This window comes from Cellulosimicrobium sp. I38E (assembly GCF_001647255.1).
GTDB classification, from domain to species: domain Bacteria; phylum Actinomycetota; class Actinomycetes; order Actinomycetales; family Cellulomonadaceae; genus Cellulosimicrobium; species Cellulosimicrobium cellulans_E.
Genome location: NZ_LUAZ01000008.1, coordinates 1 through 13,470, shown reverse-complemented (window position 1 = coordinate 13,470; position 13,470 = coordinate 1). Strand labels below are relative to the sequence as shown.

Here is a 13,470-nt window from a genome sequence, read left to right as displayed (position 1 = left end):
CGAACGACGACCGCGCCGTCGCCTACCGGGGGCAGGCGACGGCGCAGTCGAGGTCGAGACGCTTCCGCGGCAGACCGCGGCGACTAGAGGTGGTCGACGACCGTCAGCGGTCGTCGGACCAGTCGTTGTAGCGCTGGTCGTAGCGCTCGAGGTCGTCCGACGACTCGGCGCCGAAGCGCGAGTCCGTCACGACCTCCGTGTGGCTGTGACCGGTGAGCTCCTGCTCGAGCGCACTGTAGTTCGTCTCGGGGCTGTAGTACTTCAGCGCGCGAGCGACCTTGGTCTGCTTTGCCTTCTGACGGCCGCGGCCCATGGCTCCGACCCCCTCAACGTAGAAGCGGGGCGGCTACGTACTCAGACGTGCGGCCCCGGGGTGTAGTTTCGTCTGTTCAGGGTCCAACGGTACATGCTCGGGGCCTATTCCATCCACTCAGAAGACCGTGGCAGGCCGAGGACGTGCCTACCGTCACACAGTCTCCACGTGCGGGCGAGCGGGTCCGCGTCGGGCGAGGTGCGTTGCGTGGCCGAGGAGCCCGGCCCGCACGCCTCGTAAGCCGCACGAGCGCCTATCCGGCCGATCCGACCATAGGCGGCCTAATTCACCCGTCCGTCAAGTCGCCCGAAATCCGCATGCTGCGACAATGGAGGGTACTGGCGTCGTGCTGTCGTCGTGATCCGGGGTATCTGCCGGACCAGCGCGTACCAGGAGGAGGTGTCGTGATGTCCATGCACGGAGAGTCCGAGGTTCTGCTCACGCCCGCCGAGGTCGCCAGCCTGTTCCGCGTCGACCCCAAGACGGTCACCCGCTGGGCGAAGGCGGGCAAGCTCTCGTCGATCCGTACGCTCGGCGGGCACCGCCGTTACCGCGAGTCCGAGGTGCGGGCGCTGCTCGGCGCCGCCAGCGAGCCCGCGGAGGGCACCGACAAGTCCTGAGCCGACCGCGCGCCGCGCCGCCGGCACGGCCGGCGCGTCGGATCGGCAGACAGAACGAACGCCCCGGCGCGCATGCACCGGGGCGAGCGCTCGTCGGAGGCTACGAGCGCCGGCGCAGGATGGCCGCCGTGACGAGCGCGACGCCGGCCACCACGGCACCCAGCAGCAGCTTGACGTTGCGCGACCGGTCGGGGTCCTCCTCCGGCAACCCGCCACCGGTGAGGAACGCACCCGTGTCCGAGGCCGCCTGCTTCGCCTGCTGGGCCGCCGCCTTCGCCTGGACGCGCGGGTCCAGGCGGGTCGTGAGCTCGTCGATCGTCCCGGCGAGCTCGGCGCGCGTGCGCGCGATCTCGTCCTCGAGCTGGGACTGGGACAGCGGGGGCGCCGAGGCCCCGTCGGTTTCGCTCACGGGCGCAGTCCTTCCTTGATGGTGGCCACGTCTTCCTTGATGCTGTCGACCGCTCCGGTCGGGGTCGGCGGGACGCCGCGCTGGAGCTGCTTGACGCCGACGAACGCGAGCGTACCGGCGACGAGCACGAGCACCAGGCCGACGATCAGTGCGGCGAGCCACAGCGGCATGGCGGTCGCGAGACCCTCCATCGCCGAGTGGAGGAGGAAGCCGAGGCCGTAGAGGACGAGCACCCCGCCCACGACGAGCAGGCCGATGCCGATGCCGGCGTGCTTGGCCTTCGTGGTGAGCTCGGCCTTCGCGAGCGCGATCTCGGAGCGGACGAGGCGCGTCGCCTGCTCGGACAAGCGCTCCACGAGCTGCCCGACCGTCGGCTTCTGCTCCTCGGGCGGGATGCGCCCGTCGATCCAGTCGCTCATCTCTCCGCCTTTCCGCAGGTGACCCCACCACTCAACCGGCACCCGGGGCGGCGCGCAACTTTCCGCGGGCCGGTCCGGGCGCGGAGGGGGAGCCGTGCGACGTCGTCGCGGGGATGCAGAAGACCCCCGCCCGGATCCCGGGCGGGGGTCTCTTCGGTGGCTCCGACCGGCGTCGATCCGGTGACCTTTCGATTTTCAGTCGAACGCTCTACCAACTGAGCTACAGAGCCATGGGGGAAGAGCCCGGCCGGCCGATGCCGACCGGGCTCTTCGCCTCACGCGACCCTGACGGGACTTGAACCCGCGACCTCCGCCGTGACAGGGCGGCGCGCTAACCAACTGCGCTACAGGGCCTTGCTGTTCTTCGCGAGACACACCTTAACACCAGAGGACCCGGTGGTTTTCACCAGTGAACCTGGTGGTGTGGTGGCCCGCTTTCGAACCGAGAGGATCGTACCGTACCGATGAGCCGATCCGTAAATCCGCTGGTGGCCGCCGGTCCCGGCGCGATCTCGCGTACCCCCAACGGGATTCGAACCCGTGCTACCGCCGTGAAAGGGCGGGGTCCTAGGCCGCTAGACGATGGGGGCTCAGGAACGTGCGCCAGTGTACAGCGGCGGGGCCGTGGCTTCCCGGTCGGCGTCGCGGCCGGGGCGGCGCCGCACCCGCTGCCGGGACGGTGCCGCTGCCCGTGCCGGGGACGGGGGAGGATGGTCGCGTGGTGGAGATGACGCGGGCCGAGTTCGAGGACGCCGTGCGGGACGGGCTCGACCTCGTCCCCGAGGACCTCGCGGCGCAGATGGACAACGTCGTGGTGCTCGTCGAGGACGACGCGCCCGCCGACGACCCCGACCTCCTGGGGCTCTACGAGGGCGTCCCCCTCACCGAGCGGGACCACATGTGGGCGGCGGGCGCCCTGCCCGACCGCATCACGATCTTCCGCAACCCGACGCTCGCGATCTGCGACACGCGCGAGGACGTGGTCGAGGAGGTGGCGGTGACGGTCGTCCACGAGATCGCGCACCACTTCGGCATCGACGACGACCGGTTGCACGAGCTCGGCTGGGACTGAGCCTGGGCGGCGCGCGGGTGCCGCTCGCTACGATCGGGTGGTGACGACGAGCGCCGCGAGCGACCCCCGGCACGACGGCGCGCACGACCACGAGGCCGTCGCGCGCCTGCTCCACGCGCTCGCCGACCCGAGCCGGCTCGCGATCGTGCACCTGCTCACCGGCGCCGAGCGGCGCGTCGTCGACCTCACGCGCGAGCTCGGGCTCGCGCAGTCGACGGTCTCCGCGCACCTGACGACCCTGCGCGAGGTGGGCGTGGTCGCCGTCCGGCGCGAGGGGCGCTCGTCGTGGTACCGGCTCGTGCGTCCGGAGGTGGCGCACCTGCTCGCCGACGCGGAGCACGTCGCGCTCGCTCCCTGACCTCGCGCGGTGACGCGCCCCGCGGTGCAGCCGGCCTGGCATTCATCGTCGATCACCGATATCATCGCCATTGAACGATGAATGGAGGGGTCATGGGAGCCGGGCACGACCACGGCGCGGGGGGTGCGGCGCCCGACCACCGCGCGCGGCTCGCGGTCGCCTTCGGGATCACTGCGACGATCCTCGTCGCGCAGGCCGTCGGAGCGGTCCTCACGGGGAGCCTCGCGCTCCTCACGGACACGGCGCACATGCTCACCGACGCGACGGGGCTGGCTGTGGCGCTCGTCGCCGCGTCGCTCGCGCTCCGGCCGGCGACCAAGCGGCGGACCTGGGGCTTTCGCCGCGTCGAGGTGCTCGCGGCCCTCGCGCAGGCCGCGCTCCTCCTCGCGGTCGGCGCGTACGCCGTCGTCGAGGGTGTCCGGCGGCTGTTCTCGCCGCCGGACGTGCCCTCGTCGGAGCTCCTCGTCTTCGGGATCGTCGGCCTCGTCGGCAACGTCGTCGCGATCGCCGTCCTCGCGTCCGGACGTCGGGCGAACCTCAACCTGCGCGCGGCGTTCCTGGAGGTCGTCAACGACGCCCTGGGGTCGGTCGGGGTGATCGTGGCCGCCGTCGTCATCGCGACGACCGGGTACCAGCAGGCGGACGCGATCGCCGGCCTGTTCATCGCGCTCCTCATCGTCCCCCGAGCCTTCCGCCTCCTGCGCGAGGCGACGGCCGTGCTCATGGAGTTCACGCCGGAAGGGCTGGACCTCGACGACGTCCGGGCGCACATCCTCTCGCTCGACCACGTCGAGGACGTGCACGACCTCCACGCGTCCACCGTCGCGACGGGACTGCCGACCATCTCGGCGCACGTCGTCGTCGACGACGCGTGCTTCCGGGACGGGCACGCGCTCGAGATTACCGAGCGGGTCCGCGCGTGCGTCGCGCACCACTTCCCGGTCTCGGTCGAGCACTCGACGTTCCAGCTCGAGACGGCCGCCCTGCGCGACCGCGAGGCGCACGGCCACGCCTGAGGGCGTGGCACGACGTGCCGAGCCCGGCGACGACCTCGGGCTCGCCGCCCGAGCCCGGCGACGACCACGGATTCGACGCCGCGGGGGTGGTGCGCGGCCCCACTAGGGTGGGTCTCATGACGATCCTCGTGACCGGCGGAGCCGGGTACATCGGCGCGCACGTGGTGCGCCTTCTCCAGGAGCGCGGCGAGAAGGTGGTCGTGGTCGACGACCTCAGCACCGGTCGCGCGGAGCGCGTCGGCGGCGCGACGCTCGTCGAGGTCGACGTCGCGGCGCCCGAGGCCGTGGACGTGCTGACGCGCGCGCTCGCCGAGCACGACGTGCGCGCGGTCATCCACTTCGCGGCGCGCAAGCAGGTGGGGGAGTCGGTCGAGAAGCCGGCCTGGTACTACCAGCAGAACGTCGGCGGCTTCACGAACCTCGTCACCGCGATGCAGGCGGCGGGCGTGGACCGGCTCGTCTTCTCGTCGTCCGCGGCGACGTACGGCATGCCGTCGGTCTCCCTCGTCGAGGAGAAGCTGCACGCCGAGCCGATCAACCCCTACGGCGAGACCAAGCTCGTCGGCGAGTGGCTCGGTCGCGCGGCCGGTCGCGCGTGGGGCCTGCGGTTCGTCGCGCTGCGCTACTTCAACGTGGCCGGCGCCGGCTGGCCGGAGCTCGGCGACCCCGCCGTGCTCAACCTCGTCCCCATGGTGCTCGACCGTCTGGAGCGCGGCGAGCAGCCCAAGATCTTCGGCGACGACTACCCGACGCCGGACGGCACGTGCATCCGCGACTACATCCACGTCCTCGACCTCGCGCACGCGCACCTCGCGGCGCTCGGGTACCTCGACGTCGACGAGCGCCCGTTCGACGTGTTCAACGTCGGGACCGGTCAGGGGTCGTCGGTGCGGGAGGTGATCGACGAGATCGGGCGCGTCAGCGGGCTCGACGTCACGCCGGAGGTCCTCCCGCGCCGTGCGGGCGACCCGCCGCAGCTCGTCGGTGACCCGCGCCGGATCAACGAGCTGTTCGGCTGGACGGCGACCAAGGGGCTGCCCGAGATCATCTCCTCGGCCTGGGACGCCTGGCAGGCCGGCCCCCGCCGCATCGAGGTCGCCGCGTCCGGCGGTGCCGAGGGCGTTGCCGAGGTGTGAACGACGGCGTCTCGTGCGATCCTCTATTCCTCAGCATGCTGAGGAATGACCGGGGAGGTGCCCCGGCGACGGACGACGGGACCAGCACGTGGGCGACGAGAACGACCCGGCACGGCTGTACGACCTGACCGCAGCGCGCACGAGCCGGGTCGTGCTCGCGTCCTACTCGACCTCGTTCGGGCTCGGCGCACGCCTGCTCGACGCGCCGACGCGCGACGGGATCGACGCCGTCTACGGCCTCGTCCGCATCGCCGACGAGGTCGTCGACACGCGGCGCGGGGACGGCGCCGCCGACCTCCTCGACGAGCTCGAGGCCGAGACGGCGAGGGCGCTCGAGCGCGGGTGGTCGACGAACCTCGTCGTGCACTCGTTCGCGCTCGCGGCGCGCCGCTGCGGCTTCGGCCGCGCCGAGGTCGATCCCTTCTTCGCGTCGATGCGGACCGACCTCACCGTGCGCGTGCACGACCGCGAGAGCTACGAGCGGTACGTCTACGGCTCGGCGGAGGTCGTCGGCCTCATGTGTCTCGCGGTCTTCCTCAACGCGCGGCGTCGCCCGGGCGAGCCGCTCCGGGTGCCCGACCCCGTGCTCGTGCGGGGCGCGCGAGCGCTCGGCGCGGCGTTCCAGAAGATCAACTTCCTGCGCGACCTGCGCACGGACCACGACGAGCTCGGGCGGGCGTACCTGCCCGGCGTCGTCCCCGGCCGCCTGCGGCGGCGCGACGTCGAGGCTTTCTGCCGCGAGGTCGAGGAGGACCTCGCCGCGGCGCGCGCCGCGCTCCCCGGGTTGCCGGTGCGGCCGCGGATCGCCGTCGCGGCGACGGTCGCCGTCTACGAGCGGCTGCTCGCCCGCCTCGCGGCGACGCCTCCGGAGGACATCCTGCGGGCGCGCGTGCGTGTCCCGGACACCGTCAAGGTCGCGCTCGCGGCCCGCGCCGCCGGCGGTCAGCTCCTCGGCCAGGTGGCGTCCGGTCGGTCCCCGCGCCCGCGGAAGGTGCTCGCGTGAGGGCACCGCGCGTCGTCGTCGTCGGGGGCGGGATCTCGGGGCTCGCGACCGCGGCGCTGCTCGCGCGCGGGGGCGCGCGCGTCACGCTGCTGGAGCGCCACGAGGCTCTGGGCGGCCGGGCCGGCACCCTCGAGCTCGACGGGTTCCGCTTCGACACCGGCCCGTCCTGGTACTTCATGCCGGAGGTGTTCGAGCACTTCTTCGCACTGCTCGGCACGCGCGTCGAGGACCACCTCGACCTCGTCCCGCTCGACCCGGCCTACCGCGTCTTCTTCGAGCCGGACGGTACCGACGCCACGTCCACGTTCGAGCTCTCGGCGAGCCCGGGCGTGAACCGGTCCCGGTTCGACGCGGTCGAGCCCGGCGCCGGCGGACGTCTCGCGGCCTACGCCGCGGAGGCGAGCGAGGCGTACGGGCTCGCTCTCGACCACTTCCTGTACACCACGTTCGAGCGTCCGGACCGGGCGCTCTCGCCCGCGGTGCTGCGGCGGCTGCCGCGCCTCGCCGCGCTGCTGCGCGAGTCGCTCGCCGACCGCGCGGCGCGCGCCGTCGAGGACCCGCGACTGCGCCAGCTCCTCGGATACCACGCCGTCTTCCTCGGCTCGTCGCCGTACCGCGCGCCCGCGCTCTACTCCCTCATGAGCCACCTCGACCTCGTCGACGGCGTCCAGTACCCCCGCGGCGGGATGTACAGGCTGATCGAGGCCGTCGCGCGGCTCGCGCAGGACGAGGGTGCGGAGCTGCGCACCGGGGCCGACGTCGCGGGCATCGAGGTCGCCGGAGGAGCCGGGCGGCGCGGGCGCGTCACGGGCGTCCGCCTCGCCTCGGGCGAGATCGTGGAGGCGGACGTCGTCGTGTCGGCCGCCGACCGGCACCACACCGAGACCGCACTCCTCGAGCCCCGCTGGGCCGACCTGCCCGCCGCGGCGTGGGAGGAGAAGGGGCCGGGAATCTCCGCCCTGCTCGTGCTCGCCGGGGTCCGGGGCGAGCTGCCCGAGCTCGCGCACCACTCGCTCTTCTTCACGCGCGACTGGCCCGCGAACTTCGACGCCGTGCTCGGCACCGACCGCCGCAGCGACCCGCGCGGGCTGCGCGTCCCCGACCCGGCCTCGCTCTACGTGTCGCGCACGTCCGCGACCGACGGGCCGTCGTCGGGCGCCCCCGCGGCCCCGCCCGGCCACGAGAACCTCTTCCTCCTCGTCCCGTTCCCCGCCGACCCGAGCCTCGGCGCCGACGCCCCGTCGCAGCGCACGCTCGACGCGCTCGCGGACCGCTACCTCGCGCAGGTCGGGCGCTGGGCGGGGATCGAGGACCTCCCGGGCCGGGTCGTCACGCGGCGCGTGCTCGGGCCCGCCCACTTCTCGACCGAGCTCTCCTCGTGGCGCGGGGGCGCGCTCGGCATGGAGCACACGCTGCGGCAGTCCGCGCTGTGGCGGCCGGGCAACGTCTCCCGCCGTGTCGACGGGCTGTACCACGCGGGAGGTGGCACGATCCCGGGCGTGGGACTGCCGATGTGCCTCATCAGCGCCGAGCTCGTCGCGAAGCGGCTGCTCGGCGAGACGTCGTCGCGCCCGTTGCCCGTGCCGCTGCGCTCCGGGTTCCTGGCGGCGAGCCGGAGGCCGGAGCGTCTGCGACCCGTGGGGGGTCAGCCGGTCGAGGTCCGCCGGTGACGGGTCTGGTCTACCTCGGGGCGCTCGCGGTCTCGCTCGGGGGCCTCGCGGTGCTCGACCGGCGCTTCCGCCTCGCGTTCTGGGCGGACTGGCGCCGCGCCGCGCTCACCGTGGGGCTGGGCGTCGTCGGGTTCCTCCTCTGGGACGTCGCGGGCCTCGTGCTCGGCATCTTCGCGCGGGGCGAGAGCCCCTGGATGACCGGGCTCCTGCTCGCGCCCGACCTTCCCGTGGAGGAGGCGGTCTTCCTGACGCTCCTGTGCTACAACGCGCTGCTCGTCTGGCGAGGTGCCGAGCGCGTGCTCGCCGCCCGCCGTGCCCGGGCGGAGGGCGACGCATGACGAACATCGTGCTCAACGTGATCGTCCTGGTGGTGCTCGTCGTGGTGTCGTGGCGCGTGCTGCGGCGCCTGCGACCCGGCCCGCTCGTGTGGACCGCCGTCGTGATGTGCGTGCTCACGCTCGTCTTCGACACGCTCATGATCGCCGCCGACCTCTATGTCTACGACCCGGACAAGATCCTCGGCGTGTACCTCTGGGGCGCCCCGCTCGAGGACTTCGCTTACGCGCTCGCCGCGGCGCTCGGCATGCCGGTGCTCTGGACGGCGCTCGGGGCGCGCGGTCGCGACCGCGCCGCCGACGACCGTGCCGTTCCCGGCCAGGCCTCCGACGGCCGCGCGGACGAGGGTGCCCGGTGAAGGACGTGCTGGCCGCGTCGCGGCCCTTCTCGTGGATCAACACCGCCTACCCGTTCGCCGCGGGCTACCTCGTCGCGACCGGTGGCCGGGTCGACCTCGCGCTCGTCGTCGGGACGCTCTACTTCCTCGTGCCGTACAACCTGCTCATGTACGGCGTGAACGACGTCTTCGACTACGCCAGCGACCTGCGCAACCCGCGCAAGGGCGGGATCGAGGGGGCGCTCGCCGACCCGGCGACCGCGCGCGCGACCCACCGGCGCATCCTGCGCGCGTGCGTGGTGACGAACGTGCCGTTCCTGGTCGCCCTGCTTCTGCTGGGCGACCCGCTCGCCGCCGTCGTCCTCGCGCTCGTCGTGTTCGGCGTCGTCGCGTACTCCGCCCCGGGACTGCGGTTCAAGGAGCGCCCGTTCCTCGACTCGTTCACGTCCGCGATGCACTTCGCCGGGCCGCTGCTCTACGCGCTCGTCCTCGTGGACGCTGACCTGTCGGCGCGGTCCGTGTGGCCCGTGCTCGTGGGGTTCGTCCTGTGGGGGATGGCGTCGCACGCGTTCGGTGCGGTGCAGGACGTGCGCGCGGACCGCGAGGGCGGCATCGCGTCCGTCGCGACGGCGGTCGGCGCCCACGCGACCGTGCTCGGCGCAGCCGGGGCGTACGTCGCGGCCGCGGCAGTCCTCGCCGTCCTGCCGTGGCCCGGTGTCCTCGCCGCCCTGCTGCCGCTCCCGTACGCGGCCAACGTGCTGCGGTTCCGCCACGTGCGCGACGACGACTGCGAGCGCGCGAACGCCGGGTGGCGCACGTTCATGTGGCTCAACCTCGTCACGGGCTTCCTCGTGACGATGCTCCTCATCGTGACCGCGCTCGCCTGACCGCCGGGCTCGACCGCGGGTGCGGCGCAGGGCGCGTCGCGGGAGGGACGACGACGGCCCCGGTCCGCGAGGTCGTCGCGGTGCCGGGGCCGTGGTCGGGGGAGCGGGGGCCTCAGGAGAGGTCGCCGTACTCCCAGTGCCAGGGCTCGTTCTTCGAGCCGCCGGCGCGGGCCCACTCGGGGTTGTCCCAGCCGTAGGCCGGCGCGTTGGCGCGCATCCACTCGTACTGCGCGGTGCCGTAGCCCTGGATGCCGCCGCCCAGGTCGAGCGCGAGCGCCCAGCCGTGGTTCGACATGCCGGGGGGCGCGGCGAAGTAGCCGCGCGACGCCTTGACGGCGACCTGCGAGGCGTAGGAGCGGTAGGAGTCCGTCACGGAGAGGTTCACGCCGAACGCTTCGCGGAACTTCTCGTTGAGCGCCTCGATCTGGTGCGCCGCGTCGCAGCGGAGCTGCTCGCCCGGCGCGAACGACAGCTCGCACAGGGCGCTCGCGGGGATCTGCCCGTTGCCGTAGCCCGCCGTGGAGGTCGCCCACTTGTCGAGCTGTGCGGCGATCTCCGCGGCCGACGGCGGTCCGGGCACGACCTCGACGGTCACGCCCGACCCGGCCGCGTCGAGCAGCGTCGACAGCTCGGTGGTCAGGGAGGCGATCTCCTCGGAGGTCGGCACGCCGGTGGGGGACGCGTCGCCGGCCGGCGTGGTCGCGGCGTCGTCGGTGGAGCCGGTCGCGAGGTCGGGCGACGCGGTGGCCGTGTCGGCGGCCGCGGCGTCCTCCTCGGGAGACTCGGTCGCGGTCTCGGCGGACGCGGAGGCGTCAGGAGCGGCGTCGTCGGGGTCAGCAGCGCTCTCGGCCGACAAGGACGTCGCCGGCTCGTCGGACGCGGTGAGGTCGGGCAGCGCCGCGTCGAGCGCGGGCGCCGCGGCGGCAAGCTCTCCGAGCGGGGTGCGCGCCGAGGTGCGGCTCGCGCGGTCGCTGCCGCGCTCGTCGAGCGCGGGCACGCTCTCGGCGAGGACGTCCACCGCGGAGGGGGCGTCGTCCGCCTCGGCCTCTTGCTCGTCGGGCGTGGCGCTCGACGGGGCGTCGGGGTCCGCGGGCTGCGTCCCGACCGAGACGGCCGGGAGGCCGGAGAGGCTGGGCGTCCGGTCGGCGGAGGACACCTCGGTGACGGCCTCGCTGAGGCGCGTGCGGGCGTCCTCGATCTGGGCGACCTGCTCGGGGGTGAGCCCCGCGGCGCCCTCCCCGGTGAGGAACTGCGCGCGCTGGAGCGCGTCGCCCGCAGCCTCGACCGTCTCCGGGTCTGCGGCGACGGTACCGATCGTGGCGGACGCGGGCGTGGCGCTCGCGGCGGTCTCGCCGGAGGCCGGGGTCGCGTCCGCCGTGGTGCCGGTCCCGGCGGCCGACGGCGCGGTGCCGCTCCCGAAGGCCGCCGCGGCGGTGCTCGCCGTGAGCGCGACGGCGGCCACCGCGGCGCCGGCACCGAGCGTGCGGCGGCGGGGCGCGACGCGGGCAGCGCCGTGCGCGCCGCGGCGCGCGGCGGAGGCGAGGGCGGCGGTGAGCGAGGCCCGGCTCGCGGTGTGGCGGCCCATCTAGCGCGCCTCGCCGCGGGCGGCGGCTCGCGCGCCGGTCGTGCTGGTCGTGGTGCGGGCGGTCGTGCGGTGCTGTGCAGTGGTCAAGCGAACGATCCGATCATCGGGCCGTGGTCGCGGGCGGTCGAGCACGGAAGCGCTCCCATCCCTGGTGCACCTGCGCAGGACGGAGCGCTGGGTGACCACGACGGCGTGCGGTCGGGGCGGGACGCACGCGCGCCCTCTCACCACGACGCCGGCAGGCCTGGTCGCAAGGTGGACCCAGGAGGCCTGTCGGCTGTTCCATCTTCAACTAGACACGTGTCCAGCGGGGTGCCGTGACGGGGGGAAGCCTCGGGAATGACGTGCCGACCGTGTGGTCAGGATGTGAAGAGGGTACGTGTCACGCGTCCTGCGTCCCGGGTGACCGCCGAGCCGACGAGGGTGCCGAGGGCGATCCCGAAGACGGCGACGACCGCGTTCGCGATCTCCTGGGCGGCTTCCGGGCCGCCGTTCACCAGGTCGGAGAGGCCCAGCAGGCTGAGCGCCCCGGGCACGAGGAGCCAGAACGCCGGGAGGGTCGTGACGGCGGCGGGAGGTCCGTGCGGCGTCCGCTCCACGAGCGCGGCGAGCGGCGCGATGACGAGGGCGCCCACGAACCCCGCGAGCGGCGCCGCGGCGAGCGCCCCGACGAGCTGGGCCGCGTACGCGCCGAGCAGGACGAGCAGCACCCAGGGGAGCGAGCCGCGCGGCGACGACGCGAAGTACATCTGCCCGAGCCCGACCGCGAGGATCCCCACCCACGGCGCCCACCAGCCGAGCTGGTCCGCGGCGGGGGCGGCGACGAGCGGGCCTGCCACCGCGGCTCCCGCGACGACACCGAACACGAGCAGCAGGAGCTGCGCGACCCCGTAGACGAGCCGGCTCGCGCCGGCGACGATCTGGTTGCTCGTCAGCTCGATCGCGGCGACCGTGAGCACCGAGCCCGGCAGGAACGACACGAGCGGCGGCACGAGCACGCTGAGCGGGTCGTCGCCGAGCCAGGGGTGGACGACGTCGATCGCCAGGAGGGTGACGACGAACGCCGCGACGACGGGCAGGGCGGTCGCGAGCGTCGGCCACCGGGTCCCGAGCCAGCGCAGGGCGCCCACGAGGATCCCGAGCACGAGGTAGACCGGCAGGAGCCGCGCGGTCGGGTTGAGCACGAGGCCGAACCCCACCGTGAGCAGCCCGTGGCCCACGACCGTGAGCACCGCGCCGAACCGCGGCGGGCGCTCGACGATCGCGCGCAGCTCGGCGCGCGCGTCGGCGAGCGGGACGTCGGTCGTCCGCAGGCGCCGCACGAGGGTCGTGAGCGCCCCGATCTGGTCGAGGTTGAGGCCGCTCGCGGCGGCGGCGGCGAAGTCGGCGACCGTGCCGCCCGCCGTGCTGACCCGGACGAAGACGCCCGTCGGGAGGACGAGCGTGCCCACGGTCGACGCGCCCGAGCGCCGGGCGACGGCCTCCAGGTCGTCCTCGACGTCGGTCACGGAGCGCCCGGAGTCGAGCAGCGCGGTCCCGAGCTCGCGCAGGAGGGGGACGAGGTCGGGCGACACCTCGGGCGGCTCGGGGTCGACGGCGGGAGGCGGCTCGTCGCCCAGCGCGCGCAGCACGCGTCGCACGACGGACGGGGCGCGGCGCACGTCGTCGAGCCAGCTCGCGTGCCGCCGCCGGGTCAGGGCGTGCCCTCCGCGCTCGCCGCGACGAGCGCGAGCACGGCGCGCGCGTAGGCGTCGGAGGCGTCCGCCGCGGCGAAGGTCCCGACGTCGTCGAGCACCTCGGTGCCGACGACGTACCCGCCCGTCGTCCGCTCGAGCCGCCGGAACGTGCCGCCGAGCAGCTCCCGGAGCTGGCCCTCGAGCGGGTGCCACAGGGCGTCCTCGAGGGCGACCGAGTCGAGCGCCCACTCGGTCGTCCCGTTGAACCCGAGCACGACGCCCGTGTCGAACTCGTGGGGCTCGATCGTCATGTCGCTCACGGTGAAGACGTCGCCGTCACGGCCCGTGGCCAGGAGGCGGAAGCGGTCGCCCGACGCGGGGGACCACCGCACGCCCGCGTCGCGCAGGGCGAGCGCGAGGTCCCACGAGATCATGCCTGCCACGGTAGGCCCGGGCCGCCCGGCGCGCGCGTCGGCCCGCGTCCCGACCCGCGGGACGATCCGTCCCGCGCCCGTGCGCGTTCACGACCCGGACACACCCGCCACGTTCACTCGTCCCATGACCCACGACGTCCCCGGGGACGCGCGGCGCACCGGCGGAGACCCCGCCCCCGCCCTGCCCCCGAACCTGCTG

General features: G+C 74.2%; 16 protein-coding genes and 3 tRNA genes. 10 read left to right on the top strand and 9 right to left on the bottom strand.

Annotated elements, in window-relative coordinates; all coding sequences use genetic code 11:
* Positions 1-103: 103 nt before the first annotated feature.
* A complete protein-coding gene (locus A0J59_RS01630) occupies positions 104-313 on the bottom strand; it encodes a DUF3073 domain-containing protein (protein ID WP_064315014.1) in 210 nt (69 codons plus the stop codon).
* 407 nt (positions 314-720) lie between these two features.
* On the opposite strand from A0J59_RS01630, the gene A0J59_RS01625 reads away from it, so the two are divergent.
* Entirely contained in the window at positions 721-933 is a 213-nt protein-coding gene (locus A0J59_RS01625; protein WP_024839011.1) for a BldC family transcriptional regulator, read from the top strand.
* Between the two features lie 100 nt (positions 934-1,033).
* Here the strand turns inward: A0J59_RS01625 and A0J59_RS01620 are convergent, their stop codons facing one another.
* The 5 genes from A0J59_RS01620 to A0J59_RS01600 form a co-directional block, all read right to left on the bottom strand.
* Positions 1,034-1,342 (bottom strand): DUF3618 domain-containing protein, encoded by a 309-nt coding sequence (locus A0J59_RS01620; protein ID WP_064315013.1) that lies wholly within the window; start codon positions 1,340-1,342, stop codon positions 1,034-1,036.
* Positions 1,339-1,761 (bottom strand): phage holin family protein, encoded by a 423-nt coding sequence (locus A0J59_RS01615; RefSeq protein WP_064315012.1) that lies wholly within the window; start codon positions 1,759-1,761, stop codon positions 1,339-1,341. The genes A0J59_RS01620 and A0J59_RS01615 overlap by 4 nt, the downstream gene beginning before the upstream one ends.
* Positions 1,762-1,918: 157 nt before the next feature.
* Positions 1,919-1,991 (bottom strand) — tRNA-Phe (locus A0J59_RS01610).
* 50 nt (positions 1,992-2,041) lie between these two features.
* Positions 2,042-2,115: transfer RNA gene (locus A0J59_RS01605), tRNA-Asp, on the bottom strand.
* A 163-nt stretch (positions 2,116-2,278) separates the two neighbouring features.
* Positions 2,279-2,351, bottom strand: a tRNA-Glu gene (locus A0J59_RS01600).
* Between the two features lie 137 nt (positions 2,352-2,488).
* On the opposite strand from A0J59_RS01600, the gene A0J59_RS01595 reads away from it, so the two are divergent.
* The 9 genes from A0J59_RS01595 to A0J59_RS01555 all read left to right on the top strand — a co-directional run bounded on the left by A0J59_RS01595 (position 2,489) and on the right by A0J59_RS01555 (position 9,576).
* Positions 2,489-2,833: a metallopeptidase family protein gene (locus A0J59_RS01595; RefSeq protein ID WP_172819993.1), complete on the top strand. Its 345-nt coding sequence runs from the start codon at positions 2,489-2,491 to the stop codon at positions 2,831-2,833.
* Between the two features lie 40 nt (positions 2,834-2,873).
* Complete coding sequence (locus A0J59_RS01590) at positions 2,874-3,191, top strand: helix-turn-helix transcriptional regulator (protein ID WP_064315011.1); 318 nt, start codon at positions 2,874-2,876, stop codon at positions 3,189-3,191.
* A 92-nt stretch (positions 3,192-3,283) separates the two neighbouring features.
* Complete coding sequence (locus A0J59_RS01585) at positions 3,284-4,207, top strand: cation diffusion facilitator family transporter (RefSeq protein WP_064315010.1); 924 nt, start codon at positions 3,284-3,286, stop codon at positions 4,205-4,207.
* Positions 4,208-4,323: 116 nt separating this feature from the next.
* Positions 4,324-5,343 carry a UDP-glucose 4-epimerase GalE gene (gene galE / locus A0J59_RS01580; protein WP_064315061.1) on the top strand — a complete coding sequence of 340 codons (1,020 nt, stop codon included), beginning with the start codon at positions 4,324-4,326 and terminating at the stop codon, positions 5,341-5,343.
* A gap of 88 nt (positions 5,344-5,431) precedes the next feature.
* Positions 5,432-6,346, top strand: a complete 915-nt coding sequence (locus tag A0J59_RS22200; protein WP_053369413.1) for a squalene/phytoene synthase family protein — start codon at positions 5,432-5,434, stop codon at positions 6,344-6,346.
* Positions 6,343-8,016, top strand: a complete 1,674-nt coding sequence (gene crtI, locus A0J59_RS22195; protein ID WP_064315009.1) for a phytoene desaturase family protein — start codon at positions 6,343-6,345, stop codon at positions 8,014-8,016. The genes A0J59_RS22200 and crtI overlap by 4 nt, the downstream gene beginning before the upstream one ends.
* Positions 8,013-8,354 (top strand): lycopene cyclase domain-containing protein, encoded by a 342-nt coding sequence (locus A0J59_RS01565; protein WP_053369415.1) that lies wholly within the window; start codon positions 8,013-8,015, stop codon positions 8,352-8,354. The genes crtI and A0J59_RS01565 overlap by 4 nt, the downstream gene beginning before the upstream one ends.
* On the top strand, positions 8,351-8,710 hold the full coding sequence (locus A0J59_RS01560; RefSeq protein ID WP_064315008.1) for a lycopene cyclase domain-containing protein: 360 nt from the start codon (positions 8,351-8,353) through the stop codon (positions 8,708-8,710). The genes A0J59_RS01565 and A0J59_RS01560 overlap by 4 nt, the downstream gene beginning before the upstream one ends.
* Positions 8,707-9,576: a prenyltransferase gene (locus tag A0J59_RS01555; RefSeq protein ID WP_064315007.1), complete on the top strand. Its 870-nt coding sequence runs from the start codon at positions 8,707-8,709 to the stop codon at positions 9,574-9,576. The genes A0J59_RS01560 and A0J59_RS01555 overlap by 4 nt, the downstream gene beginning before the upstream one ends.
* Before the next feature lie 112 nt (positions 9,577-9,688).
* Here A0J59_RS01555 and A0J59_RS01550 read toward each other — a convergent pair whose 3' ends face one another.
* From A0J59_RS01550 to A0J59_RS01540, 3 genes are all read right to left on the bottom strand, one after another.
* Complete coding sequence (locus tag A0J59_RS01550) at positions 9,689-11,161, bottom strand: D-alanyl-D-alanine carboxypeptidase family protein (RefSeq protein ID WP_064315006.1); 1,473 nt, start codon at positions 11,159-11,161, stop codon at positions 9,689-9,691.
* A gap of 359 nt (positions 11,162-11,520) precedes the next feature.
* Entirely contained in the window at positions 11,521-12,822 is a 1,302-nt protein-coding gene (locus A0J59_RS01545; RefSeq protein WP_053369419.1) for a threonine/serine exporter ThrE family protein, read from the bottom strand.
* 32 nt (positions 12,823-12,854) lie between these two features.
* Entirely contained in the window at positions 12,855-13,271 is a 417-nt protein-coding gene (locus A0J59_RS01540) for a hypothetical protein (protein WP_047231374.1), read from the bottom strand.
* Positions 13,272-13,470 lie beyond the last annotated feature (199 nt).